Below are 25,002 nucleotides of genomic sequence, written 5' to 3' on the forward strand. Positions count from 1 at the left end.
AGTGAGCCTTTTGCATACGCACGGCGATGCGCATTCTCATCATCATCATGACCACGGCGCAGGCAGCTCGGGTGGCGCAGGCGGCCTCGCGCCCGTGAATCCCCGGCGTTTTGCGTTGCGCGTGGCGTTCGCACTGTTCTGCGTGATCGTCGCGCTCATCGTGGCGAGCGTCGTGCAGGTGCGCGAGGGCGAGGCCACCGTGGTCACGCGCTTTGGCGACCCCGTGCGCGTGCTGCTGCGGCCCGGTCTCGCGTGGCGCCTGCCTGCGCCCATCGAGGCCGCGGTGCCGGTGGACCTGCGGCTGCACACGACGTCGAGCGGTTTGCAGGACGTCGGCACGCGCGATGGCTTGCGCATCATCGTGCAGGCCTATGTGGCCTGGCGCGTGCCCGCCAATGCGAACGACATTGGCCGCTTCGTGCGTGCCGTGCGCAACGAACCCGACGAAGCCGCGCGCCAGATTCGCTCGCTCGTCGGGTCGGCCTTGCAGACGACGTCTGCCGGCTTCGATCTTGCCTCGCTCGTGAACACCGATCCGTCGCAGGTCCGCATCGGCGCATTCGAAGAGGCGCTGCGCCGCCAGGTCGATGCGCAGGTGTACGCGGCCTATGGCGTGCACGTCGTGCAGGTGGGGCTCGAGCGTCTCACGCTGCCCGCCGTGACGCTGGCGGCAACGGTCGATCGCATGCGCGCCGAACGCGAGACCGTGGCCGCGCAGCGCACCGCCGAAGGCCTGCGCGAAGCGGCGCAGATCCGCTCGGACGCCGATCGCGACGCACGCGTGCTGATCGCCGACGCCAACGTGAAAGCCGCCGATATCGAGGCGCAATCGCGCAAGGATGCGGCGGCGATCTACGGCAAGAGCTACGCCGCCGATCCGCAGCTCTATACGATGCTGCGCTCGCTCGACACGCTCGGCACGGTCGTCAACAGCAACACGAACCTGATCCTGCGCACCGATGCCGCGCCGTTCCGCGCACTAGTGCAGGGGCCGCCCGGGCTCGGAGCGGCCACGGCGCCGTCTGGGCAGGTCGTTGCGCCCGCAACCACTTCGCGCGCGCGCGGGCACACGCCATGAGCACGAGCGACAACTTCCCGGCGCTCGGGCCCGGCGCACAGGCGGTGCGTCTGTCGTTCTGGTTCGTGGCGGCGCTGGCCGTGCTGGCCGCGCTCGCGTGGGCCACGTCGAACGTGCGCCGCATTCCCGCCGACAGCAGCGCCGTCGTGATGCGCTTTGGCGCCTACGTGCGCAGCCAGGGCGCGGGACTGCTCGTCGCGTTACCGCGGCCGTTCGAAACGGTGCTGCTCGTGCCGGGCAGCGAGCGCGTGCTCGAGAAGCGCATCGTCTCGCTTACACGCGATCCGGGTGCGCCCGCGCAACTGAGCGATGCAAGCGACGCGCTCGCGGGGTCCGGCTACGTGCTCACGGGCGACAACGGCGTCGTGCAGGTGAGCGCGACGCTGTTCTACCGCGTGAGCGACCCTTACGCGTATGCGTTGCAGCTCGAGCATCTCGACGCCGCGCTCGAGCGCATCGTCTCGGCCGCGCTCGCGCAAACCGCCGCGCAACGCGACCTCGATTCGATCCTCGTCGCGCGCCCGGAGATGGTGGCCGCCGATCAGCAGATGGCCGCGCGCCGCGAGCAATTGCGCGGCGATCTCGCACGCGCGGTCCAGCGCCAGCTCGACGCGCTGACTGCCGCGCGTGCGGGGCTCGGCATCGAGGTCTCGCGCATGGATCTGCAAGCGTCGTTTCCAGCCTCGGCGGTCGATGCGTTCAATGCCGTGCTGACTTCGCTGCAAAACGCCGAGCGCGATGTCGCGCAGGCGCGCACGCTCGCGGAAAAAACGCGGCAGCACGCGCAGCAGAGCGCCGACCGCATCGTGCAAGACGCGCAAGCGAGCGCCGCGGAGCGCGTGGCGACGGCGCAGTCGGAAACCTCGACGATCGCGCAACTCGAAGCGGCGCTCGGCGCGAACCATGACCCGGGGCTGCTTGCGCGTGCGTATCGCGACCGCGTGCAGGCGGTGCTCGCGCATGCCGCGCGCGTGACGACGCTCGACCCCAACGACGCATCGAGCCTCGTGCTGCCGGGGCGCGCGCCATGACCACGCCATACGACACGCCGACGAGTCAGCGCGCACCCGGCGCCGCACAGGAAACCGGATCCGCGCACGCCCACGGCCACGCACGCGAGGGTCACGAAGCTCCCGCAGGTCCATCCGTCGCCACGCTCGTCATGTCGGACGCCGAGCGCCGCGCCATCACTCGCCACACGTCGCTCGCGCTGTTCGCGGGTGCATTGCTGCTGCTCTCGCTCGCGTGGCCGCATCTGGCGCCCGGCAGCGCCACGCTCGCGCAAGTGCTGGCGGCGGTCGCCTCGCTCGTGGTCGCGCCGCCCGTGTTCGCGGGCGCGTGGCGCAGCCTCAGGACGCCGAGTCTGCACGGCGTGACCGACCGCCTCATCGCGCTCGCCATGCTCGGCGCGTGGGCCGTGGGCGACATGACGACGGCCGCGCTTCTGCCGATCGTGATGACCTTCGGCCACGCGCTCGAAGAGCGCAGCGTGCTCGGCTCGCAGGAAGCGATCCGCGCGCTGGGCCGCCTTACTGCCGGCGACGTCCGGCGTGTGAGCGCCGCGGGCGCGATCGAGACTGTGCCCTATGACGCGCTTCGTCCCGGCGACGTCGTCGACGTGCTGCCCGGCTCGCGCGTGCCCGCGGACGGCATCGTGCGGCACGGCCGCTCGGCCATCGACAACGGGCCGATCACGGGCGAATCGTTGCCGCAGGACGCGGGCGAGGGCGCGCGCGTCTTCGGCGGCGCGATGAATCTGGACGGCCCGCTGCGCGTGGAGATCACGCACGTCGGCAAGGCCTCGACGCTGGGCAAGGTCGTCGAGTTGATGCAGCGTGCCGAAGCCGCGAAGCCGCCTATCACGCAGGCGCTCGAACGCTACATGGACGCCTACCTCGCGCTCGTGCTGCTGATCGCGGCGATAGTGTGGTTCGTGAGCGCGAATGCCTCGTCCATGCTGGCGGTGATCGTCGCCGCGTGCCCATGCGCGCTCGTGCTGGCAGCGCCTTCCACCGCGATCGCCGGCATCGCGGCGGGTGCGCGGCGCGGCATCTTGTTCAGGAATGCGGCCTTTATCGACGCGCTGGCCGAAATCGATACGCTCGTGATCGACAAGACGGGCACGCTCACGCACGGCGAATTGCGCGTGACGACGGTGATGTTGCAGCCGGGTGCGGACGAAGCCACCACACTGGCGCTGGCCGCCCAGCTCGCTCAGGTCAGCGCGCATCCGGTGTGTCGCGCGCTGTTGCGCTACGGCGCGCCGGGAACGCCGCCAACCGAGCCGCCCCCGCACGCGCGCGAGATGCGCGGACTCGGCGTGCTCGCGACGATGCCGGAAGGTGACGCGGTGCTGGGCCGCCATGATCTGCTCGAACAATACGTGAGCGCGCTGCCGCCCGCGCCCGCGCAGCTGGACGGCCCGTGCGCAGGCCTCGCGCTGAACGGCCGCCTGCTCGCATGGTTCGGTTTCGCCGACACGGTGCGCCGGGAAGCGCGCGAAGCGTTGGACGGAATGCGTGCGCTCGGCATCGAGCGTGCGACGTTGCTCACGGGCGACCGCGAGCGCGTGGCGCGCCGCGTGGCCGCCGAAGTGGGCATCGACACCGTGGTGGCGCATGCGCTGCCGCACGACAAGCTCGACTATGTGCTGGGCGAGATCGGCGCGGGGCGCCGCCCGATGGTGGTCGGCGACGGCCTGAACGACGTGCTCGCGATCAAGGCCGGCGCGACCAGCGTGGCGATGGGAGAGCGCGGCATCGATATCGCCGTGGCCGCCGCCGATATCGTGCTGCTCGCCGACGACCTGCGCCGCGTGCCGGACAGCGTGCGCCTCGGGCGGCGTTGCCGGCGCATCGCGACGGCGAATGCGGCGATCGGGCTGGCGTGGACGGTGGCCGTCATCACGCTCGCGGCGCTAGGCGTGTTGAGCGCCGTGGCGAGCGCGGTGCTGCACAACGTGGGCACGTTCGTCGTGATCGCGAACGCGGGGCGCCTCCTGCGCGACGAATGACGAACGCCGTTAGTGCGGCACCGCCGTCAACGTGCGCAACTGCTCCAGCAGCTTCACCGCCGGGCTCGGCAGAATGCCGTGGCGCCGGCGAAACGCGGTGAGCGTGCGCCGGCCCTCGACTCCCGGCATGTCGAGCGTATCGAACACACCCGCCTTGCTTTCCGTGAGGTACATCGTCGATGCCATCCAGCTCAGGAACCCCGAGCGGGCCACGAGGCTCTTGAGCGCCGTGATCGAGCGCGTCTGCACGACCACGTTCGGCAGGCCCAGCCCGTGCGCCGCGAAGACCTGCTCCATGTGCTCGAACGGCGCCGTGCCGCGCGGCGGAATCGCCCATTGCTCGTTCAGGGTGTCCGCGAGCGCGACGTCGGGTTTCGCGCGCAACGGATGATCGTGCGCCGCCACCACATAGCTGGAATCCTCCCAGCGGCAATCGCCGATCGCTGCGATTTCGTCGGTATCGGGCACGGCCATGCTGAGCGCGAGATCGATCTCGCGTTTGACGAGCGCATCGGCGAGCCGGTCCCACACGCCTTCGAGAATCTCGACGCGCAGCCCGGGCCAGCGCCGCAGCACGCCGCTCACGGCGAGCGGCAGCACGAGGCTCGCAATGCTGCCCACCGCCCCCACGCGGATCGTGCCGCGCGCGAGGCCGCGCATGGCGTCGATTTCCTCGCGCGCCTGCTCCGCTTCGCGGTGAGGTGCATGCCGCGCGAATGCCGCTCGAACAGCGGCGCGCCCACTTGCTCTTCGAGGCGGCGGATCGCGCGCGAGAGCGCGGGCTGGGTCACGTGCAGCGTTTCCGCCGCGCGCCCGAGACTGCCCGCCGAGACGATGGTCGCGAACGCCTGGAGTTGCTGGAGGTTGTAAGTCATGCCTAAAGGTAATGGCTTTTGGCGAAATCCGCAATTTCCGGTTACCCGTAGCGTCGCGATAATGATCCTCCATTGAACGACGCGCTTTTTTCGACAGGAGGCCTTGGATGACTGGCAGCGCGCCTCAGCAGAACCAGCAGAAGCGGGACACCACGGCACCCGGCGGCCCCGGCCGTGCCTATACCGTGCGCGACGCGGTCATCGACTTCGCCCGCCGCGTGGGCATGACCTCGGTCTTCGCCAACCCCGGCTCGACCGAGCTGCCCATGTTCCGCGACTTCCCCGCCGACTTCCGCTACGTGCTCGGCCTCCAGGAAGCGGTCGTGGTCGGCATGGCCGACGGCTATGCGCAGGCCACCGGCAATGCGGCGCTCGTGAACCTGCACTCGGCGGCGGGCGTGGGCAACGCCATGGGCAACCTTTTCACGGCGTTTCGCAACCGCACGCCGCTCGTCGTCACGGCGGGCCAGCAGGCGCGTTCGATCCTGCCGTTCGATCCGTTTCTCGCGGCCACCCAGGCCACCGAGCTGCCCAAGCCCTATGTGAAGTGGAGCATCGAGCCGGCGCGCGCGCAGGACGTGCCGCTCGCCATTGCACGCGCTTATGCGATCGCCATGCAGGAGCCGCGCGGCCCGGTGTTCGTGTCGATTCCCGTGGACGACTGGGACCAGCCGGCCGAACGCGTGCCCGAGCGCGCGCTCGCGCACACCACGCGCCCCGAGCCCGCGATGCTGGCGAACATCGGCGTGGCGCTAGACGCGTGTGCGCGCCCCGTCTTCGTGGTGGGCGGCGCGGTGGATCGCGCGGGCGCGGCCGACGACGTGGTCCGGCTCGCGGAGCGCCATCGTGCGCGCGTGTTCGTCGCCCCCATGACGGGCCGTTGCAGCTTTCCGGAAAAGCATCCGCTGTTCGCGGGCTTTCTGCCGGCCATGCGCGAGCGCATCGTCGAGTTGCTCGGCGGGCACGATCTCGTGTTCGCGATCGGCGCGCCGGCTTTCACCTATCACGTGGAGGGCCACGGGCCGCACGTGCCGCCGGGCGCCGCGCTGTACCAGTTGATCGACGATCCGAACACCGCCGCGTGGACGCCCGAGGGCATGGCCGCCGTGGGCAATGTGAGGCTGGGCGTGCTGGATCTGCTGGAGCGGCCCGCGCCGGCCGTCGAGCGTGCGATGCCCGCGCGGCGCGCCGTGCCGCCGCGCGCCATGCCGCCGGCTGTGCCGGGCGAGCGCATGTCGGTCGCCTACGCGCTGCAAACGCTCGCCGAAGTGCGCGACGCGGGCACGACCGTCGTCGAGGAAGCGCCCAGCTCGCGCCCGGTGATGCAGGCGTATCTGCCCTACGAGCGCCCCGGCACCTTCCTCACGATGGACAGCGGCGGCCTGGGCTACGGCATGCCCGCCGCCGTGGGCGTGGCGCTCGCGAAGCCGGGCGAACGCGTGATCGCGCTGATTGGCGACGGCTCCAGCATGTACTCGATCCAGGCGATCTGGAGCGCGGTGCAGCTCGAGCTGCCAATTACCTTCGTCATCCTGAACAACACGCGCTACGCAGCGCTACAGGACTTCGCGCCGGTGTTCGGCTTCGCGCCGACCGACCCGGTGCAGGGCACCGACCTGCCGGGGCTCGATTTCGTCACGCTGGCCGCGGGCATGGGCTGCCCCGGCGTGCGTGTGAGCGAGGCGGGGCCGTTGCGCGATACGCTTGGCCGCGCGCTGGCCGGGCAGGGCCCGAAGCTGGTCGAGCTGCTCGTCGCCTGAACGGTGCGTGCGCAACCTGTCGAATTCACGTAAAGCGAGGAAAAAGGACATGCAAACCGTAACGATGCTGATCGACGGCGAAGCGGTGCAGGCACGCAACGGGGCGACGTTCGAGCGCCGCAATCCGCTCGACGGCACGGTGGCGAGCCGCGCGCCCGCGGGCACGGTGGAAGACGCAGTCGCGGCGGTCGATGCGGCGGCGGCCGCCTTCCCGGTATGGTCGGCCATGGGCCCGAGCGAACGCCGCGTGCTGCTCACGAAGGCCGCGCACGCGCTCGAAGCCAAAGCCGAAGCGTTCGCCGCCGCGATGGCCGCGGAAACCGGTGCATCGGGTATCTGGGCGGGCTTCAATGTGCATCTCGCGGCAGCCGGCCTGATCGAGGCCGCCGCGCTCACCACGCAGATCGGCGGCGAGCTGATTCCCTCCGACGTGCCCGGCAGCCTCGCCATGGGCGTGCGCCAGCCGGCGGGCGTCGTGCTCGGCCTCGCGCCCTGGAATGCCCCCGTGATCCTCGCGGTGCGCGCTATCGCGTTGCCGCTCGCGTGCGGCAATACCGTCGTGCTCAAGGGCTCGGAGATTTGCCCGGCCACGCACGGTCTCATCATTGCGGCGATGCAGGAGGCGGGCCTGCCGCGCGGCACCGTCAACTTCGTGACGAACGCGCCCGCCGACGCGGCGCGCGTGGTCGAAGCCATGATCGCGCACCCGAAAGTGCGCCGCGTGAACTTCACGGGCTCCACGCGCGTGGGCCGCATCATCGCCGAAACCTGTGCGCGCTATCTGAAGCCTTCGGTGCTCGAGTTGGGCGGCAAGGCGCCGCTCGTCGTGCTCGACGATGCCGATATCGAAGCGGCGGCGCACGCGGCCACGTTTGGCGCGTTCGCCAATTCCGGGCAGATCTGCATGTCGACGGAGCGCATCATCGTCGATGAAAGCATTGCCGACGCTTTCGTCGCGCGTCTGGGCGAGCGCGCCCGCGCGCTGCCGCTCGGCGATCCGCGCAAGGGCCCGGTCGTGCTCGGATCGGTGGTGGACATGAGCACCGTGGAGCGCTGCAACGCGCTGATCGACGACGCGCTCGCCAAAGGCGCGACGCTCGTATGCGGCGGCAAGGCCGAAACCACGCTGATGCCCGCCACGCTGCTCGACCATGTCACGCCCGGGATGCGCGTCTATCACGACGAATCGTTCGGTCCCGTAAAAGGCATCGTGCGTGTGCGTGGCGAGGACGCCGCGATTGCCTGCGCGAACGACAACGCGTACGGGCTTTCGTCGGCGGTATTCAGCCGCGATACGGCGCGCGCGTGGGGCGTCGCGCAGCGCATCGAGTCGGGCATCTGCCACATCAACGGGCCGACCGTGCACGACGAAGCGCAGATGCCGTTCGGCGGCGTGAAGGAGAGCGGCTTTGGGCGCTTCGGCGGCAAGGCGGGCATTGCCGAATTCACCGAACTGCGCTGGATCACGATGCAGACCGCGCCGCGCCACTATCCGTTCTAAGGGCGCGCCATGCATATCGCCATACTCGGCGCGGGCGCGATGGGCTCGCTGTTCGGCGGTCTGCTCGCCGTTGCGGGCCATCGCGTCACGCTGCTCGACGTCGACGACGCTCACTTGAACGCGATCAACGAAGCCGGTCTGCGGCTCACGACCGATGCGGGCGAGCGAGTCGTCGCGAATCTCGAGGCGTTGCGCCCGGAGGCGGCGACCACGCCGGCCGATCTGTTGATCGTCTTCACCAAGACGCTGCACACGCAGGCGGCGCTCGGCGCGGCGCACGCCGTGCTCGGGCCGCAAACTGCGCTGCTGTCGCTGCAGAACGGCCTCGGCAACGCCGAGCGTCTCGCACAGTTCGCGGACCCGGCTCGCGTGATGATAGGCGTGACGACCTGGCCCGCCGACAAGAACGGCCCTGGCCGCGTGAGTTCGCACGGCCAGGGCGTGATCCGCCTGATGAGCGCGGACGGCGCGCATTCGCCGATGCTTTCCCGCACGGTCCAAGCGCTCAACGACGCCGGACTCGCCTGCAGCGCGGACGCCGATGTCTGGGCGGCGATCTGGGAGAAGGTCGCGTTCAACACGGCGCTCAACAGCCTTTGCGCGGTGACGGGCTGCACTGTCGGCGAACTCACGAACGTGCCGGACGGCGAAGCGCTCGCGCTCAAGATCGTCGCAGAAGTCGCGGCGGTGGCGCATGCGCACGGCGTGGCCGTGAACGAGGCGCATGTGGCCGACAACGTGCGGCACGCGCTCGCGCATCACCGCGCGCATCGGCCTTCGATGCTCCAGGACGTGATCGCCGGGCGCAAGACCGAGATCGAGGCCATCAACGGCGCGGTCGTCGAGGCGGCGGGCATGCGTGCGATCGCCGTGCCATATACGACAGCGCTGCTGCATCTCGTGCGCCTCGTCGATGCAAAGGATTCCGTATGAAATAGCAGTCAACGTCGCACCACCATGACAAACGAATGACTGCGCGTCCACAGCGCAGCAAAGGAGACAATTCATGACTTATGCCACGCCCGCCCCCGCCTCGGGAGCGACGCCGCGCGAGAGCGACGCCATCGCCGGCGGCACGGTCGATATCGGCCGCACGCTCGACGAAGGCGCGTATTCCACGCTGCAGAAGTTCGCCGTGGTGCTGGCGGCCTTGTCGATCGTCGTCGACGGCTTCGACAGCCAGTTGATCGGCTTCGCGATTCCGGTGCTGATCAAGGAGTGGGGCATCACGCGCAATGCGTTCGCCCCCGTGGTGGCGGCGGGGCTGATCGGCATGGGCTTCGGCAGCGCATTCGCCGGCCTGTTCGCGGATCGCTTCGGACGCCGCTGGGCCGTGGTGGGCAGCGTACTCGTGTTCGGCACGGCGACCTGCGCGATCGGCCTCGCGCCGAACGTGGCGGCCATCGCCGCGCTGCGCTTCATAGCAGGCTTTGGCATTGGCGGCGCGCTGCCGAGTTCGACGACGATGACAGCCGAATTCACGCCCGCGCGCTTTCGCACCTTCGCGGTGACGGCGACCATCGTGTGCGTGCCGCTCGGCGGCATGCTGGCGGGCATTTTCGCGGCGCAAGTGCTGCCGGTGTACGGCTGGCGCGGGCTCTTTTTCGCTGGCGGTGTGCTGCCCCTCGTGCTCGCGCTCGTGCTGCTCGTGGCGCTGCCCGAGTCTCCCCGCTTTCTCGCACGCCGGCCGAAGCGCTGGCCCGAACTCGTGCGCCTGCTCGGCCGCATGGCGCGCGAGGTTGCGCCGGACGCGGTGTTCACCGACGTGCGCGAGCAAAGCGCCGAAAAGCACGTGGGCTTCATGGCGCTCTTTCGCGACGGCCGCGCACGCGACACCGTGGCGATCTGGTGGGCGTTCTTCATGTGCCTGCTCGCCGTGTACAGCGCATTCAGCTGGCTGCCCGCCATGCTGACGAGCGAAGGTCTGAGCGTCTCGCTCGCCGGCTACGGGCTGAGCGCGTACAACCTGGGCGGCGTGATCGGCGCGTTGCTGTGCGCGCTCGCCATTGCGCGCTTCGGCTCGCGCGGGCCGCTCCTGCTGTGCTGCGCGGGCGGCGCGGCGAGCGCCTGGGTGATGCTCGGCGTGGGCGCGACCCAGCACACGGGCTTGCTCATTGCGGGTCTCGGCCTGCACGGCCTCTTCGTCAACGCGGTGCAATCGACCATGTACGCGCTGTGCGCCTACGTCTACCCAACGGGCGTGCGCGCGACGGGCACGGCCTCGGCGCTGGCATTCGGCCGCGTGGGCGCGATCCTGAGCGCGTTTGCCGGCGCGGTGGTGATTACCGCAGGCGGCGCGGCAGGCTATCTGACGATGCTCGGCGCAGCCATGGCGCTGGTGCTGATCGCGCTGGCCGTGGTGGGCCGTCATATCCCGAAGCGCGCGGGACAGCAGCGGATTTGATCCGTTCCTGAGACTGGACGATGGCGCGGGCCTGCGCCATCGCGTTCGGTCGGTCAGTGCATTCAATCAAGAGTACTAAAAAACGACGCACGACAAGGCGGCGTGGCTGTGTGTCGCCCTCTCACGCGTCGAATCGAAAACAACGTCCGGCTGGCGGCAAGTCCGCGAGACCGGAACACCAGGAGAACACGGAGATCATGAAACTTCGGATCGCAGCAGGGCTGGTCTGCGCTGGCCTCAGCGCGTCGGCGTTCGCGCAGGGCAGCGTTACGCTTTACGGCATCGTCGATACCGGCATTGAATATGTTTCACACGCGAACGCGGCGGGCGACAGCGTGGTGCGCATGCCCGGCATTACGGGCGAAATGCCCTCGCGCTGGGGCGTGCGCGGCAGCGAGGGGCTGGGCGGAGGGTGGTCCACGATTTTCGCGTTGGAGAGCGGCTTCAACATGCGCGGCGGCACGTTGAATCAGGGCGGCCGGCTGTTCGGGCGCCAGGCGTGGGTGGGCATGAGCAGCCCCTATGGCAGCCTGACGTTCGGGCGTCAGTACACCATGACGTTCTGGGCGATCGCCGACGCCGATCTGCTCGGACCGGACATCTACGGCGGCACCGCTTCGTTCGACCAGTACCTGCCGAGTTCGCGCAGCGACAACACGATCGTCTACAAGGGCAGCTACGGCGGCTTCACGCTCGGCGCGACGTGGTCATTCGGGCGCGATTCGGCCGGCACCGGCAATTCGCCGGGCCAGGGCACCTGCGCGGGGCCCGTGCCGGGCAGTTCGCAGTCTTGCCGCGAATGGTCGGCGATGCTGCGCTACGACCGCAATGGCTACGGCGTCGCCGCTGCCTATGACGAACAACGCGGCGGCCCAGGCGCGGCGGCGAACCTCTACGACGGCACGCCGACCTTCGCGCTGACGAACCCGGGCGACACCGACGTGCGCATCCAGTTCAACGGCTACGGCCATGTCGGCGCGCTGCGCATCGGCGGCGGCTGGCTGGGCAGGCGCGTCGACACGGTGTCGGCTGAAACGCCCAACGTGCATTCGGACCAGTTCTATCTCACGGCGCAGTATCCGGTGACGGCGGCCTTTATCGTCGACGGCGGCGTGTACCGCATCGTCAATAGCGACCACGACACGCGCGGCACGATTGCGGCGCTGCGCACCACGTATCAGCTGTCCAAGCGATCAGCCGTTTATCTGCAGGGCGCGTATTTGTGGAACAGCGCGAAGGCGGCCTACACGGTGAGCCAGGGTGGCGGCGGCACGACGCCCGCACCGGGAGCGGGGCAACTGGGGATCATGGCGGGTATCCGGCATAGCTTCTAGGAATGCGGCTGCCGGTGGCGGTGCAAACCCTCGCGTTGCACGCGGCCCTCACCTGAACGAGGCGAGGGCCGCGTGGGCGATCAGAGACCGCTTACCGTCTTGACCGTCACCCACTGGCCGTTCTTCACCTGATAGACCGTGGACGAACCGTTCTTGAGCGAGCCATTCGCGTTGTACGCGATATGGCCGGTAATGCCGTCGAAGGCGATGCTTTGCATCTTCGCGCGATAGTCGTCGGGCTTGGTCGAATTGGCGGCCTGCATCGCCTTGATGGCGGCCCACGCCGCGTCGTAGCCGAACGGCGCGTAAGAGAGCACGTCGACGCCATACTTCTGCTTGAAGCGATCGGCGAACTTCGCGCCGACCGGCGTGCTGTCGAGCGGTCGGCCGTACTCCCACGCCATGGCGCCTTCGGACACGTCGCCCGCGAGCTTGACGAAGTCCACATCCTTCACGCCGCCGCCGCCCACGTACTGCGCCTTGATGCCGAGCTGGGCCATCTGCTTCATGATGCCGGCCGCCTGCGGGTTGAGGGCGCCCACGAAAATCAGATCGGGGTTCTTGCTCTTGATGTTCGTGAGCTGCGTCTTGAAGTCCGTCGCCTGGTTCGTCGTGTACTCGCGGTCGACGATCTCGCCACCGTGCGCCTTGACGGCCTTCACGAATTCGTCGGCTTCGCCCTGGCCGAACGCCGTGCGGTCGTCGATGACGGCGATGCGCTTGGCCTTCGTCGTCGTGACTGCGTAGGCGCCCGCGGTGCCCGCGTTTTGCGCGTCGCTCGAGATCACCATGAAGATGTTCTTGAAGCCGCGGCCGCTGATGACCGGGTTCGTCGCGGCCGGATCGATGTCGGGCAGGCCCGCCTTTTCGTACAGCTCGGAAGCGGGAATGGTCGTGCCCGAGTTGAAGTGGCCGACGACGACCGAAACGCCTTCGTCGACGAGCTTTTGCGCGACCTGCACGCCCACGCGCGGGTCGGCCTGATCGTCTTCGGCGACGAGTTCGAACGAGACGGGCTGGCCGTTGATCTTGACGCCTTGCGCCTTGGCGTCGTCGAGGGCCATCTTGACGCCGTTTTCCAGGTCTTTGCCGTAATTCGCGTTCGGTCCGGTGAGCGGCGCGGCAAAACCGATTTTAACGACGGTATCCGCGCGCGAGGCGAGCGGTGCAACAGCGAGAAGTGCTCCAGCGGCAACTGCGATAGGGGTAAGAGTCTTCGCAAAACGCATGTTGTTTCCTTTGTCGGCAAGCATGGGTCTACTGCTGTGGCGTGCATACCGGCCAGGCCTGCCCGCTTCGCGCGGTTAGCGGCCGGCTCACGACTCTCTTGTTCGCGTCGACTGCGGGTTGGGCTCCTCCAGAATAGGCGTGGAATCGATCGAAGCGCCCCGCACGCAAGACGCCGGGGCGAGACGCTGAGAGCGACTATAGGAAGCCAATATCGCTTCGTCTTGACCGTTCACGACGGCTTCCATGCGCATTTCTGCATAGCCGGCCGAATCGGGGCAATCAGGGCAAGTACGCCCTGCCGGGGGGAAATAAGGCGTAATAGAAATGTAATCGACATCCGCGTGGGGTCCGGTAAAGTCCCGCCATCACGCGCAATGCAGCACAACAATGACATCACGCCTGTCACGACGAGAATTCATCAAACTGACGATCGCGGTCGGCACGACCGTTGCGACCATTGAAACGAGCCCCGCGGCCTTCGCGAACGCTGCGCCTTGCCGGCTCACGCCCGAGCAGGAAGTCGGCCCTTACTGGATCGACGGCGATCTCGTGCGCAGCAACGTCCGGGAGGGCAGACCGGGCGTGCCGTTGACGCTCGACATCGTGCTTACCGACGCGAGAACGTGCGCACCGCTCGTTGGCGCGGCAGTCGACATATGGCAATGCGATGCGATGGGCGTCTACTCCGGCTACACGAAGATGGAACTTCCGCCCCCGCCGGATTTCGATCCGAAGGCGCCTGGCCGCCCGCCTGCGGGTCAGCCCCCTGGTCCGCCGCCCATGACGCCGCCCACGCTGCGGCCTACCGACCACCAGACCTTCCTGCGCGGCATTCAGCACACCGATCGCGCGGGCATCGTCACGTTCGAAACCATCGTGCCGGGCAACTATCCCGGGCGCACCAACCACATTCATTTCAAGGTCCGCACGGCAAGCGCGTCGCAACCGCAGCGCACGCATGTTTCGCATGTCGGCCAGGTCTTCTTGCCGGAATCGCTGATGGTGACGCTGATGCAACTCGATCCGTATCGCGGCCACGCGATCCAGCGCACCACGCAGAGCGAAGACCCGGTATTCGTCGATCAGTCCGGCTCGACGATGGTCGCGAGCGCGAGCCCCATTGCCGTTGATGGCCGCGTCACCGGGTTGCGTGCGCGCGTGAGCGCGGTGGTCGATCCCGATGCGCAGCCGCAGCCGCTCGAACCGCTTCCGGGGCCTCCCGCACGCTGATCCCGGCCGCGCCGGGCGCGGGGCGGCAATGCTGGCCCAGGCGCGCTGACAGACTTCTTGCATGCAACATGGGAGAAGCGATCGTGGGGGCGTTCGAGCGTGTCTTGATGCGAGCGTTCGGTCGACCCGAAGGCATCCTCGGCCGGCTCGGCGGCATGCTCATGGCAAAGATGAACCAGCCGTGCGCGGCATGGGCTATCGGCCCCCTCGAGATTCGCGAACACGACCGGGTGCTTGAAATCGGGTTCGGGCCTGGCGCGGGTATTCAGCTTCTCGCCGCAGCGGCACCCTCCGGGCACATTGACGGCATCGATCCATCACAGGAAATGCTGGCGCAAGCCACAGCGCGGAATGCCGCTGCAATCGCCCGCGGCCGGGTCGGTCTGCGAATCGGCTCAGTGGAGCGGTTGCCATGCGAAGCCAGCACCTTCGCGCCCGGTTTCACTGCGTATTCGGGACAAAAGCCCGGCGGGTTGATCGGACGACTAACAGCCGCTGGCTTTGTCGAAGCGAAGCTTGTCGAAACCGAGAAGGCTTTTTGCGTGCTCGCTGTCAAACCATGAGCGAACAGGCAGGTAACGGCCATTCAGCAGGATCGCAGAACAAGCGTGTGCCTATTTCTTTCGCCTGCTCTTTTCGGGGTCCTGAAGGGTGCGAAGCGCATAGCACGACGCTCCATGCCGGCTCAGGAAGAGCCGGCATACACGCCATCGCGCGACCTCGTCAGACGAAAAAGCTTACGACCCGCCAAAGAACACCGGCTTCATCCCGGTCGGGCTGGCCGGATGGCCCATCTGCGACGAGCCGTTCATGGCAGGGCCGTAGCCGCTGCCCTGGCCGGCGGCACTAGCGTCGGCGGCCGGCATGCTGGAGGGAAAGTCGACGGTGTTCGCATTGGCCGGATTGAAGCCGGCTTGCTGAAGCTGTGCGATCTCGGCCTGTACTTGTGCGCGCGTCAGACCTCCATCCGACTGCGCCAACGAAGCAATTGGCACAGCCATGACGGCGACCGCGCAAACTGCGTGGACTAGCGTCTTCATAATGGTCCACCTCCGGGTTAGTGACACCGGCTCACACGTGCTGCAAACGGCCCGTTCATCCGAACCCTGGTTCGACCCCTTGCCAGACTTTGCAGCGCTCATACGTTATCGTTGTCCTCTGTTCCGATCGTATGCGCGGGTGATCGTTTTGGCCTCCACCATTTGATGGAGGCTCTCGAAATGGCGCGGCGGATCGTGTGGCCATGCGCGTCGAAGCAGGGATCGGCATTTAGATCCTTTCCCGAGATTGCGTAGATTGTTCGGGGGCGGATGGTCTAACGGCTGTTCCGCAAGGTCAGCTGATTCGTCACCGACCTGACTCCGCGCACCGATCTTGCCGTGTTGCCGGCGAGCGCGATCTGCCTGGGCTCAGGCACCCATCCCGTGAGCGTCACGACGCCGAGGCGCGCCCTGACGCGAATCCCTGAAGCATCCAGGTTCGGCGTCCGCCCAAGGGCGCTGCGGACGTCACGAGTCACGGCACTGTCCGGCCTGTTCTGAAGCCGCGACGTCGAGTACGCCGCCCGATGCGCTGCCGCGCCAGCACCCGTGTTCTCACCTGTCTGCGCGCCAGCGTGGATCGAGCCACAACTCATGGAGACCACAACCAGGATCGCGCAGATTTTGACGCTCACACCGCTCACTTTCATGCTCCCTTTCAGGCCAGCCCTTCGATTTCCCGCTTTCTAGCCGCTCCATCACGGTAGAACGCGTCACTGGCGTCCACCACTTGCGAGAGTCCGGGCTGTTCGAGTGGATAATGCCCGGCGCTTTCGAGCATGACAACCTTCACCGGCACCCTCTGGATCCTCTCGAGGAACGGTTCGCTCAAGTGCAAGGGCGTCCAGCGGTCTGCTGCGCGCAATGCCACGCCAGGCAAGGGGCGCAGCAAGGTAGGGCCGCATCGTTTCGCCGGCAAAGCGGGCCGCCTCGTGAAACAGTTACAAGATAAGTATTGACGCTGGTCCATCCGGCAGGGTAACGTTCGCATCGAAGTTCAAGAAGTTCGATTGCTGTTCATCAATTGCTCGCGCCCCCGCGGTATTCGTTGTCCTCTCCCTCCTTGAAGCTTCACGCGCTCTTCAATAGAGCAATTTTTCGCATTTTTTTCTCAAGGATTCTTCATGGATACCGGCACCGTTAAGTGGTTCAACGACAGCAAAGGCTTTGGCTTCATCACCCCGGACAAGGGCGGTGACGACCTGTTCGCTCACTTCTCCGAAATCAAGAGCGAAGGCTTCAAGACGCTGGCTGAGAATCAGAAGGTGAGCTTCGAAACGAAGCAAGGCCCGAAGGGTCTGCAAGCGGCTAACATCAAGCCGCTGTAAAGTTGAAGGGCCCGGCCTCCTCAGACGGACGCCGGGTTGCAGCGACACCCTCGCGGAGCTTTGCCTCCCTCTGTTGGCGCGATCACTCCTGATTGGCATCTGTTTATTCAGCAGCTTGCCGGCGCCATACGCCTCGTTGCGCCTCATTCTCCCCTCAGGCTTTAACGCCCTTTTTTCGCTTTTCGACTGCTGAAGAATTCGGCTCGAATGGCTTTGAATCGGCGCGCCCGTGCGCGATTCGCACGGCATGTGCGCGCTCAAATATCATTAAAATTAAAATGCAGAACAAGCAAATTCAACATTACAACGGCTATGCCGTCCAATCCTCGGCGCATCGCTTGCCCGATGGTAGCTTTTCATCCAACCTGTCGCTCGAACTCATCGACGGCGAGCGAGCCGAAGGCCGCTACTCGTTCTATTCGCTCGATTACTTCAAGAGTGAAGAGCAAGCGTTGCAGCACTCGACCCAGTGGGCACGCAACTGGGTCGACACGCGCGGCTAAAGACGACACCAAAGTGCGAAACACTCAACGCCCCTGAAGCGCCAGGGCGGGTGCAGCAAAGCGCGCCCAATCATCACGCGGGACCCCGAACTGCGCGTCGTCGGCATGCGGCGCTGACAACACCCATTCCTTGTGGCCCCGCCGAGAGTGGCGGGATAAATAGCGGCCTTCGGTTACAATACAGGACTAGTTCGCTTCGCACAGCACCGACAAGACGCGTGTGGGTGAGTCGCGAGTCCTCCTTTGATTGATAGTCCAGCGATAACTGTGCTCGCTGGACTATACGCCCCGACGCGTATCGGTCCGGTATTGCGAGCCGCCGCGTTTTACCCATCCCCTCGCGTATCTCAGTCGCCGCCCGGACAGAGCGGTGACCATGACTTCCGGGACGCAAGGGCAGCCCGGCAATTTCATGCTCCCCATTGCCGCGCGAGCGCTTGTCGATCAACGCTCGCGACGTCTTCGCAATGCGGCGTCCGAACCCATGTCCCGCCAAATGATCAGGAATCTTGAATGGCCAAAGAAGAACTGCTGGAACTCGACGGTATCGTTGACGAAGTGCTGCCAGACAGCCGTTACCGCGTCACGCTCGACAATGGCGTGGTTGTAGGTGCGTACGCATCCGGTCGAATTCGCAAGAATCACATTCGCATCCTTGCGGGCGACCGGGTAACGCTGGAACTCTCGGTGTACGACCTGACGAAAGGACGAATCAATTTCCGGCATAAGGATGAGCGAAGCGGCGCCGCAACGCCAAGAACCCCATTTCGCCGTCGTTGACGGAGCGCGCGACCGTCGGCTGTGACCCTTACCTGTGCCACGACGCAGCGTGCACATCCATATCACGATTCGCCATGGCTGGTGGATCTCAACCAAGGAAAATAGTGACTACCGTAATTCTGAAACCCGACGAGCCCATGGAAGTTGCGTTGCGCCGTTTCCGTCGCTCGATCGAGCGCACCGGCCTGATTCCGGAGCTTCGTGCCCGGACAGCCTATGAAAAACCTACCGCAGTACGCAAGCGCAAAAAGGCCGCTGCTGTGGCACGCCTGCGCAAGCAGATCAAACGGTCGTTGCCGCCGAAGAAGCGGTACTGACCGCACCGGCATCTACCTGTGCCGACTGCCCCGATCCCATGGTGGCACTGCGCTGACCGCATCGACGAGGAAATCGATCATGACGCGCACCCTGGCGCTCAGCTGTCGACGGCTCGGGTACATGGCGAGTATGTCGATCTCGGCCAGCCGATAATCCGGCAACACGTGAACGAGTTTACCGGCACGTAGATCGTCGCCGATCAGGAATGTTGGTTGCCAGATCACGCCTTGGCCAGCGAGCGCTGCCAAGCGTGCCGTGTCGCCGTTATTGGCATGCATGTGGCAGTCGACCCTCACAGCGTGGGTCTTGCCGGAACGGTCGATGAGTTGCCACTCATCGCCGGTGGCCGCATAGGTGTACCCGATGCAGCGGTGCTGCATCAGGTCCGCCGGCATGGCCGGTTGTCCGAAGTGGGCCAGATACGCCGGCGACGCGCACAGGATGTTTTGCGATGTCGCCAGCTTGCGGGCTGCGTGGCTAGTGGAGCCGGCGCGACGAATGCCTTCAGACCTGGTGGAGACGCTCAAAGCGATTGGCATGTATCGCATGTTCGTACCCAGGAGTCACGGCGGAATGGAACTGGATCTTCCGCAGGGGCTAAGGGTGATCGTCGAACTCGCTAGGATCGATGGGTCGTTGGGTTGGACCGCGATGATTGCCAGTGCAAGCGCGCTGATTGCCTCCCTGCTGAACATTCGGACCTATGATCAGGTGTACGAATCAGTTCCGGACGTCATACTCGCCGGGTCATCCCAGCCCGGGGGCACCGCACAGCCGGTGCCGGGTGGCTGGCGCGTGAGCGGGCGCTGGCCGTTCGCGAGCGGTTGTCAGCAGACCGAATGGATGGTGGGTTTCGGCACGATGACGAAAGACGGAAAGCCGCTTCCCGGTCACGCTGGCGAAGACGGGCCGCCGCTGGTGCGCGGCTTCATTCTCCCGGCGTCCGAATGGCAGATCGAGGATACGTGGCACGTGGCAAGGCTCAAGGGTTGCGGCAGCCATCACATCGCGATCGCCGACTGGATCGTGCCGGAAAGCAACTTCTTCGATATCGAGAGCCGCGCGGTCCGAACATCAGCAGCGTGGGCGAGTCATCTCCCTGAATGCCTCATGAAAGCCCCCGGAGCGATCTGGCCCGATTCGTGAATATCGAAATCGCAGGCACGCAATGATGCGTGGTCAGGCAAGCACAACTTCTGCAAGGAACGTTGCGAAGTAGTCGTCGTCCAGCCATCCTGAAACATGCTTTGACGCTTCGATGCGCTGGATTTCGCTCTGTCCTTTATCCGTCAGGACGGCAATCTGTAAGGTGGGGAGGTACTTCGTACTGGGGGGAGGTTTCTGGTCTACGGTCTGGATCAAACCCTGTGCGCGAAGCAACGTGAAGATTGCCGGTCGCTTGTGCCACGGTATTTGTCGATGCAAAGCAAGTCGAAGAGCTTCTAGTACAGCGCCATTATTGAATTCCATGAGGATCCTTCTGGTGTTCGACTGAAACGTCCTGCTGGCTCTGGGTACCTACAGTAGCACATGAATGGGTTCTGTACGATGACACATAAAAACGAAACCTGTCATGTTCAGCGATGATGCCGGCGCGGGGCGCGGCGCCGCTACCTTATTCAGCGGCGTTCAGCATCGATCTTCCTGACCATCGAACCTGCGCGGTAACCGCTAAAATTACAGTTTTAGCCCGGAATACGCCGATGTCTTTTGCCTCGCTTGGCCTGATCGAACCCTTGCAGCGTAATGTGCAAGACCTCAATTACCAGACGCCGACGCCGGTGCAGGCCAAGGCGATTCCTGCCGTGCTCAGCGGCAAGGACGTCATGGCTGGGGCACAGACCGGTACCGGCAAAACGGCGGGTTTTGCGCTGCCCCTGTTGCAGCGGCTGGTGCAACACGGCCCGGCGGCGTCCAGCAACCGCGCGCGCGTTCTCGTGCTGGTGCCCACGCGTGAACTGGCCGAGCAAGTGCTGCAAAGCTTTATCGCTTACGGCAAAGGCCTCGACTTGCGATTTCTGGCCGCCTATGGCGGCGTGAGTATCAACCCGCAGATGATGAAGTTGCGCAAAGGCGTGGATGTGCTCGTTGCCACGCCGGGCCGTTTGCTCGATCTCAACCGCCAGAACGCCGTGCAGTTTGATCAGGTACAAACGCTGGTGCTGGATGAAGCCGACCGCATGCTGGATCTGGGCTTTGCGCGCGAACTCAACGCCGTCTTTGCTGCCTTGCCGGCTCAGCGGCAGACCCTGCTGTTCTCCGCGACGTTTACCGACGATATCCGCGCCATGGCGGCGGGCATTCTGCGCAGCCCGGTCAATATCAGCGTGAGCCCGCCCAATGCCACGGCCAGCAAGATCAAGCAGTGGGTGGTTCCGGTGGATAAAAGGAACAAGCCTGAGCTCTTCATGCACCTCGTGGCCGAGAACAACTGGGAGCACGCGCTGGTGTTCGTCAAAACCCGCAGTGGCGTGGATTATCTGGCGGCCATGCTGGATGAAGCGGGCTATGCGGTCGACACCATCCACGGCGACAAACCGCAACCGGCGCGACTGCGTGCGCTGGAGCGCTTCAAAACGGGCGAAGTCAATATGCTGGTGGCCACCGATGTGGCTGCGCGTGGGCTGGATATCGACGATCTGCCGTTGGTGATCAACGTCGATCTGCCGATCGTGGCGCAAGACTATGTGCACCGTATTGGCCGTACCGGCCGCGCGGGCGCCAGCGGCGTGGCGGTGTCGCTCGTGTGCGCCGATGAAGCGCCGCAACTGGCCGCGATTGAAGCGCTGATCCGGCAAACGCTGCCCCGCGAAGAAGAACCGGGCTTCGAAGCCGAACACCGCGTGCCGCAAACGAGCGCGACGGGCGAACTCATCAAGAAACCCAAAAAGCCCAAGAAGCCCAAAGTGCCCCAAGCAGTGCAGGTCGCCAGCAAAAAACCGCGACCGCAAAGCGGCGAAACCAAGGGCAAGCCTGCCACGCAGCGCACTGTGGCCGCGGGTAAGGGCACAAGTTTCACGAGCGGTAGCCCATTCAGCGTGCAAAAGCCACGCAGCAAGCCTGCCAGCAAGCCAGCTGCGGATTCGCGCAAGCCGGCTGGCAAACCCGCTGGCGCCCGCGGCAAACGCCAACCCTGATCCTTGGGATGCGCAACGCCAGTCCTGGAACAGGCTGGCCACCGGCGCACTTTGGCGCAGACGCGCACACAACCGTGCTCAACGCGGCCAGTGCCTGCGAGAGACGACAGCGAAGCTTACGGCGATCGCACCCGTCGCCGCGCGAAGGCGGGCGTCGTGGGACACGTCGCCGAAGCGAGAACGGCGACTGCGCACTCTGCGCGAATCGGAGCGGCTGACCGGGGGCGTGTCGGATTCGCTGACGACCGCCGTTTTACCGATGGCGTCGGTTTCAAGGTCCGCCTGGGGGCCGTCAGCCGGCGAGGTTCGAATTGGCATTGCGGATGATTTTCGAGAGGGGCATGCACGTATTGAACTCCTCGCCCATCGATCAGTAAAATGAATGTTCTTACCGGTATGATTACTTTTCCGAATGGAACTGAAATTACTGAGGACGTTTCTGACGGTTACCGACCTGCGCCATTTCAGCCGCGCAGCGGATGCGTTGCACATGAGTCAGCCGGCACTCAGCAAGCAGATCGGCGCTTTGGAGGCGAGCCTCGGTGGCAGGCTGTTCGAACGCGGTCGGCACGGTGCGCAACTCACGCCGTTTGGCGAGACGTTCCTGTCCGATGCGCAGGCGCTCGTACGCGACGCGGATGAAATCCTGTTGCGCGCGCGAGAGGCAAGCAGCGGCCGGCACGGCCATTTGCGCCTCGGAATCTGCCTGTCCGTATTGACGATTGTGCCGAAGCTCATCGCCGATTTTCGAGAGCAGCATCCTGCCGTCTCCGTCACCCTGAGCGACCTGTCTTCCGCAGAGCAAACGCGCCGTCTGCTGGCGGGCAAGCTGGATGCCGGTTTCCTTCGCTTGCCTGCCGCGGATGGTCTGTCGTCATTCAAAGTCGTAGACGAGGGACTTGCGCTCGCATTGCCGCCACACCTTCGGTACACACGCCTCCCGGCGAATCTCGACGCGCTCAATGAAATCGGCTTCATCTCGCTGGTGCGTGCACGCGGGCCTGGGCTCGCTGCACAGATCGACCGGTGGTGCATCGCGCACCGCTTCGTGCCGAAGGTGACGCAGCAGGCCGAAGACATCCAGTCGGTCCTGACTTCGGTCGCCGCGGGAGTGGGCATTGCGTTCATTCCTTCTCGCGCACGACATCTGCTGCGGGATGCTACGGTACTGCCGCTTCATGGCAAAAACGCCAAGTGGCGCGTGGGACTCGCATGGCCTTCCATGCGGGAAAATCCGGTTACGGCGCGCTTTGTTGCATTCTTGCGCGCCGCAATGAAGAACGGTTAGTGGATGCGCGGCTGTTCCTGGAACTTGTGTACCAGGCCGACCCCTATGCCGCGCGTGTCGCTGCCGGGAGCCACCGTCAAGCCTGAGTAGGCGGTGCCGGAGAGCGTGTATTGCGCCTGATTCCGGTTCTGGAGAAAGCCGGCCGCTGTGTAGATAGAATGGTATTTTTTTACTTTCAATCGAACCGGGTAAACCAGTATCGAACCGTCGAATCGCGCACAGAAGCCGCAATTCGCCGGTCGATCTATGCGCGAAAGGATTTGCGAATGGTTGTGCGAAAAATGGCGCGCTTATCTGACCGAGGGCAGTGTCGTCGTCCGCCGCCGCACCGATCTTTTGCACGGCCTATAGTCGATTCTCAGCAACCATAGTTTCGAATTCCTCCCGATAGCGCCGCGCGAGTGCCGATGCGGTTTCATGCAGTGATTCGCGATCGGTCGCGAGAGCATTGGCAACCGCATCGGCAAGATTGCCCAGATTCACAACGCCTGCGAGACCTGCCGCTTCCCATGTCCGCACATAAGCCGCATGCTTGCTTGCGTCGAGAGAATAATCAGGATGACTGATGTTGACGCGAGGAAGCGCATAGGCCATCGCGACGATGCGACCGTGCAGGCTGCTGCCGCAATAGATGCGGCTTCCTGCGATCAGCGCACAGATGTCCCAGACGTTCAGCGAGGCAAACACGCGAACGTGAACCGCGCGCAGTCGAGCCGCGAGCCGCTCGTACACCGCGAGGTCGTCATGCCAGGGGGCGGCGCCCGCGCGAAACAGCGCAATACCCAGGCCGTGCCCCCGCGCCGCGAGTTCGAATTGGGTGGCCAGCGTATCGAGCGTTGCATCGTCGCCGAAGTCAGCGCTGAATTGCGCGGCGACATAACCGCGTGGGAACGCCTGCCGCACGCCGGGCAGCGCGGAGTTGGCGGCGTGCCGGCGTATTGCCGTGCCGAACAGGGCCGCTGTCATCGTGGCGGGGTCCGGTATCAGGCGGGCTTCGATGCCCCGTTGGGCGAGCAGCGCCTGGGTTTGGCGGTCGCGCACGCTGACCGCATCCGCGGTTTGCAGCGCGGCGAGCACGTCGGCGCCCAACAGCGCATTGCGCGCATCGAGATCGACGCCTCCTGCCGCGTTGAACGAGAGATGCTTCACGCGCACGCCCGGCAATGCGGATTTCGACAGCACATACGGCGCGAGCGACGCCACGCCAACATGCTGGTGCGCCCACGCGCGTCCGTCGCGCAGCCAGTCGTCTTCCGCTGCGATGAGCGCAGGCACGCGCTGCGGCGAGGCGAGCATGACGGCGGCCTCCCAGGCATTGCAGGTCAGCAACTCGCCGCCTGCGTGAATCACGTTCACGGGGCGGCCGCGCGCGAAAGCGGCGATGCGCGCGAGTGCGACCGTGGCAGGGCCGCCATCGCCATGCGGATCGCGCGCGGCGAGCCCGGCGAACAGCAGTTCGCGGCGTGGCAGCATGCGCGCCGCCACCTGCGCGATCAGCAGGTCGCCGAAATTGTGCCGGTCGAAGGCGCCGAAGATCACAGTGGGCGTGGAAGCCATGCGCGCCTCAGATCGTGCTTCTGTTCAATATCCGCCAGTCCCATACTCTCCCGTCCATACGGCGCCGCAGCATAAAGAAGTGGGGCCGCAAGTCGGGCCGCTTCCCATACTGACATAAGGAAACCTTAAGCATTCTCGAGGAAACTGTCGGCCTTGCCGACGTGTTTTCCCTGCGTATGAGAACGGTCTATTCCGAACTGAAGAGCGCGCGCCTGCGCCCTACATCCAGCCGCGTGGCCGTGCTGAAGGTATTTCATGAGGCGCCGCACGAGCATCTGACGGCTGACCAGGTCTTTCGCCGCATTGCAAAAGACGTGGAGCAATGCAGCCTGGCAAGCGTCTATCGCGCGCTTGCGCAACTGATGGAATCGTCGCTGCTCGACAGCACCTGGGTTGGCGAAACGCGCGTGGTGTACGAACTCGGGCGTGGTGCGCCGCACGCGCATCTCGTGTGCGAGAGCTGCAAGACCGTGGTGGACATCGACGAGCCGATGCTGCAGGAACAGCACGCCGCCATCGCTGCGGCGAAACGCTTTCGCTATACGCATTCGAGTCTCGTCGTGTTCGGGCTTTGCGCCCAGTGCGCCGCGGCTTCGTCGTGAACTCGCGCATTGCCGGCGCCAGGT

General features: G+C 65.6%; 24 protein-coding genes and 2 pseudogenes. 19 read left to right on the plus strand and 7 right to left on the minus strand.

Going from position 1 to position 25,002, the window contains the following annotated elements:
• Position 1 precedes the first annotated feature (1 nt).
• The 3 genes from hflC to AB3X98_RS03160 are packed head-to-tail and all read left to right on the plus strand — an operon-like array spanning position 2 to position 4,091.
• Positions 2-1,078: a protease modulator HflC gene (gene hflC, locus AB3X98_RS03150; protein ID WP_368606545.1), complete on the plus strand. Its 1,077-nt coding sequence runs from the start codon at positions 2-4 to the stop codon at positions 1,076-1,078.
• The gene (gene hflK, locus AB3X98_RS03155) at positions 1,075-2,109 is read left to right on the plus strand and encodes a protease modulator HflK (RefSeq protein ID WP_069262995.1); all 1,035 of its coding nucleotides are present in this window, start codon (positions 1,075-1,077) and stop codon (positions 2,107-2,109) included. The genes hflC and hflK overlap by 4 nt, the downstream gene beginning before the upstream one ends.
• Positions 2,106-4,091 (plus strand): heavy metal translocating P-type ATPase, encoded by a 1,986-nt coding sequence (locus tag AB3X98_RS03160; RefSeq protein ID WP_368610212.1) that lies wholly within the window; start codon positions 2,106-2,108, stop codon positions 4,089-4,091. The genes hflK and AB3X98_RS03160 overlap by 4 nt, the downstream gene beginning before the upstream one ends.
• A 9-nt stretch (positions 4,092-4,100) precedes the next feature.
• On the opposite strand, the pseudogene AB3X98_RS03165 reads toward AB3X98_RS03160, so the two are convergent.
• Positions 4,101-4,966: pseudogene (locus tag AB3X98_RS03165) on the minus strand (LysR family transcriptional regulator).
• A gap of 107 nt (positions 4,967-5,073) precedes the next feature.
• Between AB3X98_RS03165 and mdlC the strand changes: the two are divergent.
• The 5 genes from mdlC to AB3X98_RS03190 all read left to right on the plus strand — a co-directional run bounded on the left by mdlC (position 5,074) and on the right by AB3X98_RS03190 (position 11,965).
• Positions 5,074-6,726 (plus strand): benzoylformate decarboxylase, encoded by a 1,653-nt coding sequence (gene mdlC / locus AB3X98_RS03170; RefSeq protein ID WP_368602821.1) that lies wholly within the window; start codon positions 5,074-5,076, stop codon positions 6,724-6,726.
• A gap of 49 nt (positions 6,727-6,775) precedes the next feature.
• Positions 6,776-8,227 carry an aldehyde dehydrogenase gene (locus AB3X98_RS03175; protein ID WP_368602820.1) on the plus strand — a complete coding sequence of 484 codons (1,452 nt, stop codon included), beginning with the start codon at positions 6,776-6,778 and terminating at the stop codon, positions 8,225-8,227.
• Between the two features lie 9 nt (positions 8,228-8,236).
• Positions 8,237-9,160, plus strand: a complete 924-nt coding sequence (locus tag AB3X98_RS03180; protein WP_368602819.1) for a ketopantoate reductase family protein — start codon at positions 8,237-8,239, stop codon at positions 9,158-9,160.
• 73 nt (positions 9,161-9,233) lie between these two features.
• Positions 9,234-10,631 (plus strand): MFS transporter, encoded by a 1,398-nt coding sequence (locus AB3X98_RS03185; RefSeq protein WP_368602818.1) that lies wholly within the window; start codon positions 9,234-9,236, stop codon positions 10,629-10,631.
• 197 nt (positions 10,632-10,828) lie between these two features.
• The gene (locus AB3X98_RS03190; RefSeq protein ID WP_368602817.1) at positions 10,829-11,965 is read left to right on the plus strand and encodes a porin; all 1,137 of its coding nucleotides are present in this window, start codon (positions 10,829-10,831) and stop codon (positions 11,963-11,965) included.
• Between the two features lie 80 nt (positions 11,966-12,045).
• On the opposite strand, the gene AB3X98_RS03195 is transcribed toward AB3X98_RS03190, so the two are convergent.
• Positions 12,046-13,194: a branched-chain amino acid ABC transporter substrate-binding protein gene (locus tag AB3X98_RS03195; protein ID WP_069263002.1), complete on the minus strand. Its 1,149-nt coding sequence runs from the start codon at positions 13,192-13,194 to the stop codon at positions 12,046-12,048.
• A gap of 388 nt (positions 13,195-13,582) precedes the next feature.
• Here AB3X98_RS03195 and AB3X98_RS03200 point away from each other — a divergent pair, with 388 nt between their 5' ends.
• The gene (locus AB3X98_RS03200) at positions 13,583-14,425 is read left to right on the plus strand and encodes an intradiol ring-cleavage dioxygenase (RefSeq protein WP_368602816.1); all 843 of its coding nucleotides are present in this window, start codon (positions 13,583-13,585) and stop codon (positions 14,423-14,425) included.
• Positions 14,426-14,493: 68 nt separating this feature from the next.
• On the plus strand, positions 14,494-14,988 hold the full coding sequence (locus AB3X98_RS03205) for a class I SAM-dependent methyltransferase (RefSeq protein WP_368602815.1): 495 nt from the start codon (positions 14,494-14,496) through the stop codon (positions 14,986-14,988).
• A gap of 174 nt (positions 14,989-15,162) precedes the next feature.
• Here the strand turns inward: AB3X98_RS03205 and AB3X98_RS03210 are convergent, their stop codons facing one another.
• Positions 15,163-15,465: a DUF4148 domain-containing protein gene (locus tag AB3X98_RS03210; protein WP_342949351.1), complete on the minus strand. Its 303-nt coding sequence runs from the start codon at positions 15,463-15,465 to the stop codon at positions 15,163-15,165.
• Positions 15,466-15,740: 275 nt separating this feature from the next.
• Positions 15,741-16,115, minus strand: a complete 375-nt coding sequence (locus AB3X98_RS03215; RefSeq protein WP_368602814.1) for a BON domain-containing protein — start codon at positions 16,113-16,115, stop codon at positions 15,741-15,743.
• Positions 16,116-16,244: 129 nt separating this feature from the next.
• Between AB3X98_RS03215 and AB3X98_RS03220 the strand changes: the two genes are divergently transcribed.
• The 5 genes from AB3X98_RS03220 (at position 16,245) to rpsU (ending at position 18,393) form a co-directional block, all read left to right on the plus strand.
• Complete coding sequence (locus AB3X98_RS03220) at positions 16,245-16,424, plus strand: hypothetical protein (protein ID WP_368602813.1); 180 nt, start codon at positions 16,245-16,247, stop codon at positions 16,422-16,424.
• Between the two features lie 165 nt (positions 16,425-16,589).
• The gene (locus tag AB3X98_RS03225; protein ID WP_069263007.1) at positions 16,590-16,793 is read left to right on the plus strand and encodes a cold-shock protein; all 204 of its coding nucleotides are present in this window, start codon (positions 16,590-16,592) and stop codon (positions 16,791-16,793) included.
• A 278-nt stretch (positions 16,794-17,071) separates the two neighbouring features.
• Positions 17,072-17,296, plus strand: coding sequence for a hypothetical protein (locus AB3X98_RS03230; protein WP_368602836.1), 225 nt, complete (start codon positions 17,072-17,074; stop codon positions 17,294-17,296).
• A 513-nt stretch (positions 17,297-17,809) separates the two neighbouring features.
• On the plus strand, positions 17,810-18,076 hold the full coding sequence (gene infA, locus AB3X98_RS03235; protein ID WP_083245150.1) for a translation initiation factor IF-1: 267 nt from the start codon (positions 17,810-17,812) through the stop codon (positions 18,074-18,076).
• Positions 18,077-18,180: 104 nt separating this feature from the next.
• The gene (gene rpsU / locus AB3X98_RS03240) at positions 18,181-18,393 is read left to right on the plus strand and encodes a 30S ribosomal protein S21 (RefSeq protein WP_069263010.1); all 213 of its coding nucleotides are present in this window, start codon (positions 18,181-18,183) and stop codon (positions 18,391-18,393) included.
• A gap of 12 nt (positions 18,394-18,405) precedes the next feature.
• On the opposite strand, the pseudogene AB3X98_RS03245 reads toward rpsU, so the two are convergent.
• Positions 18,406-18,888, minus strand: a pseudogene (locus AB3X98_RS03245) (substrate binding domain-containing protein); the annotation flags it as partial.
• Positions 18,889-18,931: 43 nt separating this feature from the next.
• Here AB3X98_RS03245 and AB3X98_RS03250 point away from each other — a divergent pair.
• On the plus strand, positions 18,932-19,540 hold the full coding sequence (locus AB3X98_RS03250) for a hypothetical protein (protein WP_368610213.1): 609 nt from the start codon (positions 18,932-18,934) through the stop codon (positions 19,538-19,540).
• Between the two features lie 33 nt (positions 19,541-19,573).
• Here the strand turns inward: AB3X98_RS03250 and AB3X98_RS03255 are convergent, their stop codons facing one another.
• Complete coding sequence (locus tag AB3X98_RS03255; protein WP_069263012.1) at positions 19,574-19,864, minus strand: hypothetical protein; 291 nt, start codon at positions 19,862-19,864, stop codon at positions 19,574-19,576.
• A gap of 233 nt (positions 19,865-20,097) precedes the next feature.
• Between AB3X98_RS03255 and AB3X98_RS03260 the strand changes: the two genes are divergently transcribed.
• Together AB3X98_RS03260 and AB3X98_RS03265 are read left to right on the plus strand one after the other, a co-directional pair.
• Entirely contained in the window at positions 20,098-21,531 is a 1,434-nt protein-coding gene (locus tag AB3X98_RS03260) for a DEAD/DEAH box helicase (RefSeq protein ID WP_368602811.1), read from the plus strand.
• A 412-nt stretch (positions 21,532-21,943) separates the two neighbouring features.
• Positions 21,944-22,819, plus strand: a complete 876-nt coding sequence (locus AB3X98_RS03265; protein ID WP_368602810.1) for a LysR family transcriptional regulator — start codon at positions 21,944-21,946, stop codon at positions 22,817-22,819.
• A 345-nt stretch (positions 22,820-23,164) separates the two neighbouring features.
• Here the strand turns inward: AB3X98_RS03265 and AB3X98_RS03270 are convergent, their stop codons facing one another.
• A complete protein-coding gene (locus AB3X98_RS03270; protein WP_368602809.1) occupies positions 23,165-24,376 on the minus strand; it encodes a polysaccharide pyruvyl transferase family protein in 1,212 nt (403 codons plus the stop codon).
• Positions 24,377-24,552: 176 nt separating this feature from the next.
• Between AB3X98_RS03270 and AB3X98_RS03275 the strand changes: the two genes are divergently transcribed.
• The gene (locus tag AB3X98_RS03275; protein ID WP_069263017.1) at positions 24,553-24,978 is read left to right on the plus strand and encodes a Fur family transcriptional regulator; all 426 of its coding nucleotides are present in this window, start codon (positions 24,553-24,555) and stop codon (positions 24,976-24,978) included.
• Positions 24,979-25,002: the final 24 nt, after the last annotated feature.

Origin of the sequence: Paraburkholderia sp. BR14312 (assembly GCF_040948675.1) — a bacterium.
GTDB classification, from domain to species: Bacteria; Pseudomonadota; Gammaproteobacteria; order Burkholderiales; family Burkholderiaceae; genus Paraburkholderia; species Paraburkholderia nodosa_A.

Bases quoted from the DNA above. Each gene is read 5' to 3' on its own strand.
- mdlC (WP_368602821.1), top strand. From the start codon at position 5,074: ATGACTGGCAGCGCGCCTCAGCAGAACCAGCAGAAGCGGGACACCACG.
- AB3X98_RS03215 (WP_368602814.1), bottom strand. From the start codon at position 16,115: ATGAAAGTGAGCGGTGTGAGCGTCAAAATCTGCGCGATCCTGGTTGTG.
- AB3X98_RS03180 (WP_368602819.1), top strand. From the start codon at position 8,237: ATGCATATCGCCATACTCGGCGCGGGCGCGATGGGCTCGCTGTTCGGC.
- hflK (WP_069262995.1), top strand. From the start codon at position 1,075: ATGAGCACGAGCGACAACTTCCCGGCGCTCGGGCCCGGCGCACAGGCG.
- AB3X98_RS03250 (WP_368610213.1), top strand. From the start codon at position 18,932: ATGTATCGCATGTTCGTACCCAGGAGTCACGGCGGAATGGAACTGGAT.
- AB3X98_RS03190 (WP_368602817.1), top strand. From the start codon at position 10,829: ATGAAACTTCGGATCGCAGCAGGGCTGGTCTGCGCTGGCCTCAGCGCG.
- AB3X98_RS03220 (WP_368602813.1), top strand. From the start codon at position 16,245: ATGACAACCTTCACCGGCACCCTCTGGATCCTCTCGAGGAACGGTTCG.
- AB3X98_RS03200 (WP_368602816.1), top strand. From the start codon at position 13,583: ATGACATCACGCCTGTCACGACGAGAATTCATCAAACTGACGATCGCG.
- AB3X98_RS03185 (WP_368602818.1), top strand. From the start codon at position 9,234: ATGACTTATGCCACGCCCGCCCCCGCCTCGGGAGCGACGCCGCGCGAG.
- AB3X98_RS03210 (WP_342949351.1), bottom strand. From the start codon at position 15,465: ATGAAGACGCTAGTCCACGCAGTTTGCGCGGTCGCCGTCATGGCTGTG.
- AB3X98_RS03260 (WP_368602811.1), top strand. From the start codon at position 20,098: ATGTCTTTTGCCTCGCTTGGCCTGATCGAACCCTTGCAGCGTAATGTG.
- AB3X98_RS03255 (WP_069263012.1), bottom strand. From the start codon at position 19,864: ATGGAATTCAATAATGGCGCTGTACTAGAAGCTCTTCGACTTGCTTTG.
- AB3X98_RS03175 (WP_368602820.1), top strand. From the start codon at position 6,776: ATGCAAACCGTAACGATGCTGATCGACGGCGAAGCGGTGCAGGCACGC.
- AB3X98_RS03205 (WP_368602815.1), top strand. From the start codon at position 14,494: ATGGGAGAAGCGATCGTGGGGGCGTTCGAGCGTGTCTTGATGCGAGCG.
- AB3X98_RS03160 (WP_368610212.1), top strand. From the start codon at position 2,106: ATGACCACGCCATACGACACGCCGACGAGTCAGCGCGCACCCGGCGCC.
- AB3X98_RS03195 (WP_069263002.1), bottom strand. From the start codon at position 13,194: ATGCGTTTTGCGAAGACTCTTACCCCTATCGCAGTTGCCGCTGGAGCA.
- AB3X98_RS03270 (WP_368602809.1), bottom strand. From the start codon at position 24,376: ATGGCTTCCACGCCCACTGTGATCTTCGGCGCCTTCGACCGGCACAAT.
- AB3X98_RS03225 (WP_069263007.1), top strand. From the start codon at position 16,590: ATGGATACCGGCACCGTTAAGTGGTTCAACGACAGCAAAGGCTTTGGC.
- infA (WP_083245150.1), top strand. From the start codon at position 17,810: ATGGCCAAAGAAGAACTGCTGGAACTCGACGGTATCGTTGACGAAGTG.
- AB3X98_RS03265 (WP_368602810.1), top strand. From the start codon at position 21,944: ATGGAACTGAAATTACTGAGGACGTTTCTGACGGTTACCGACCTGCGC.
- AB3X98_RS03275 (WP_069263017.1), top strand. From the start codon at position 24,553: ATGAGAACGGTCTATTCCGAACTGAAGAGCGCGCGCCTGCGCCCTACA.
- AB3X98_RS03230 (WP_368602836.1), top strand. From the start codon at position 17,072: ATGCAGAACAAGCAAATTCAACATTACAACGGCTATGCCGTCCAATCC.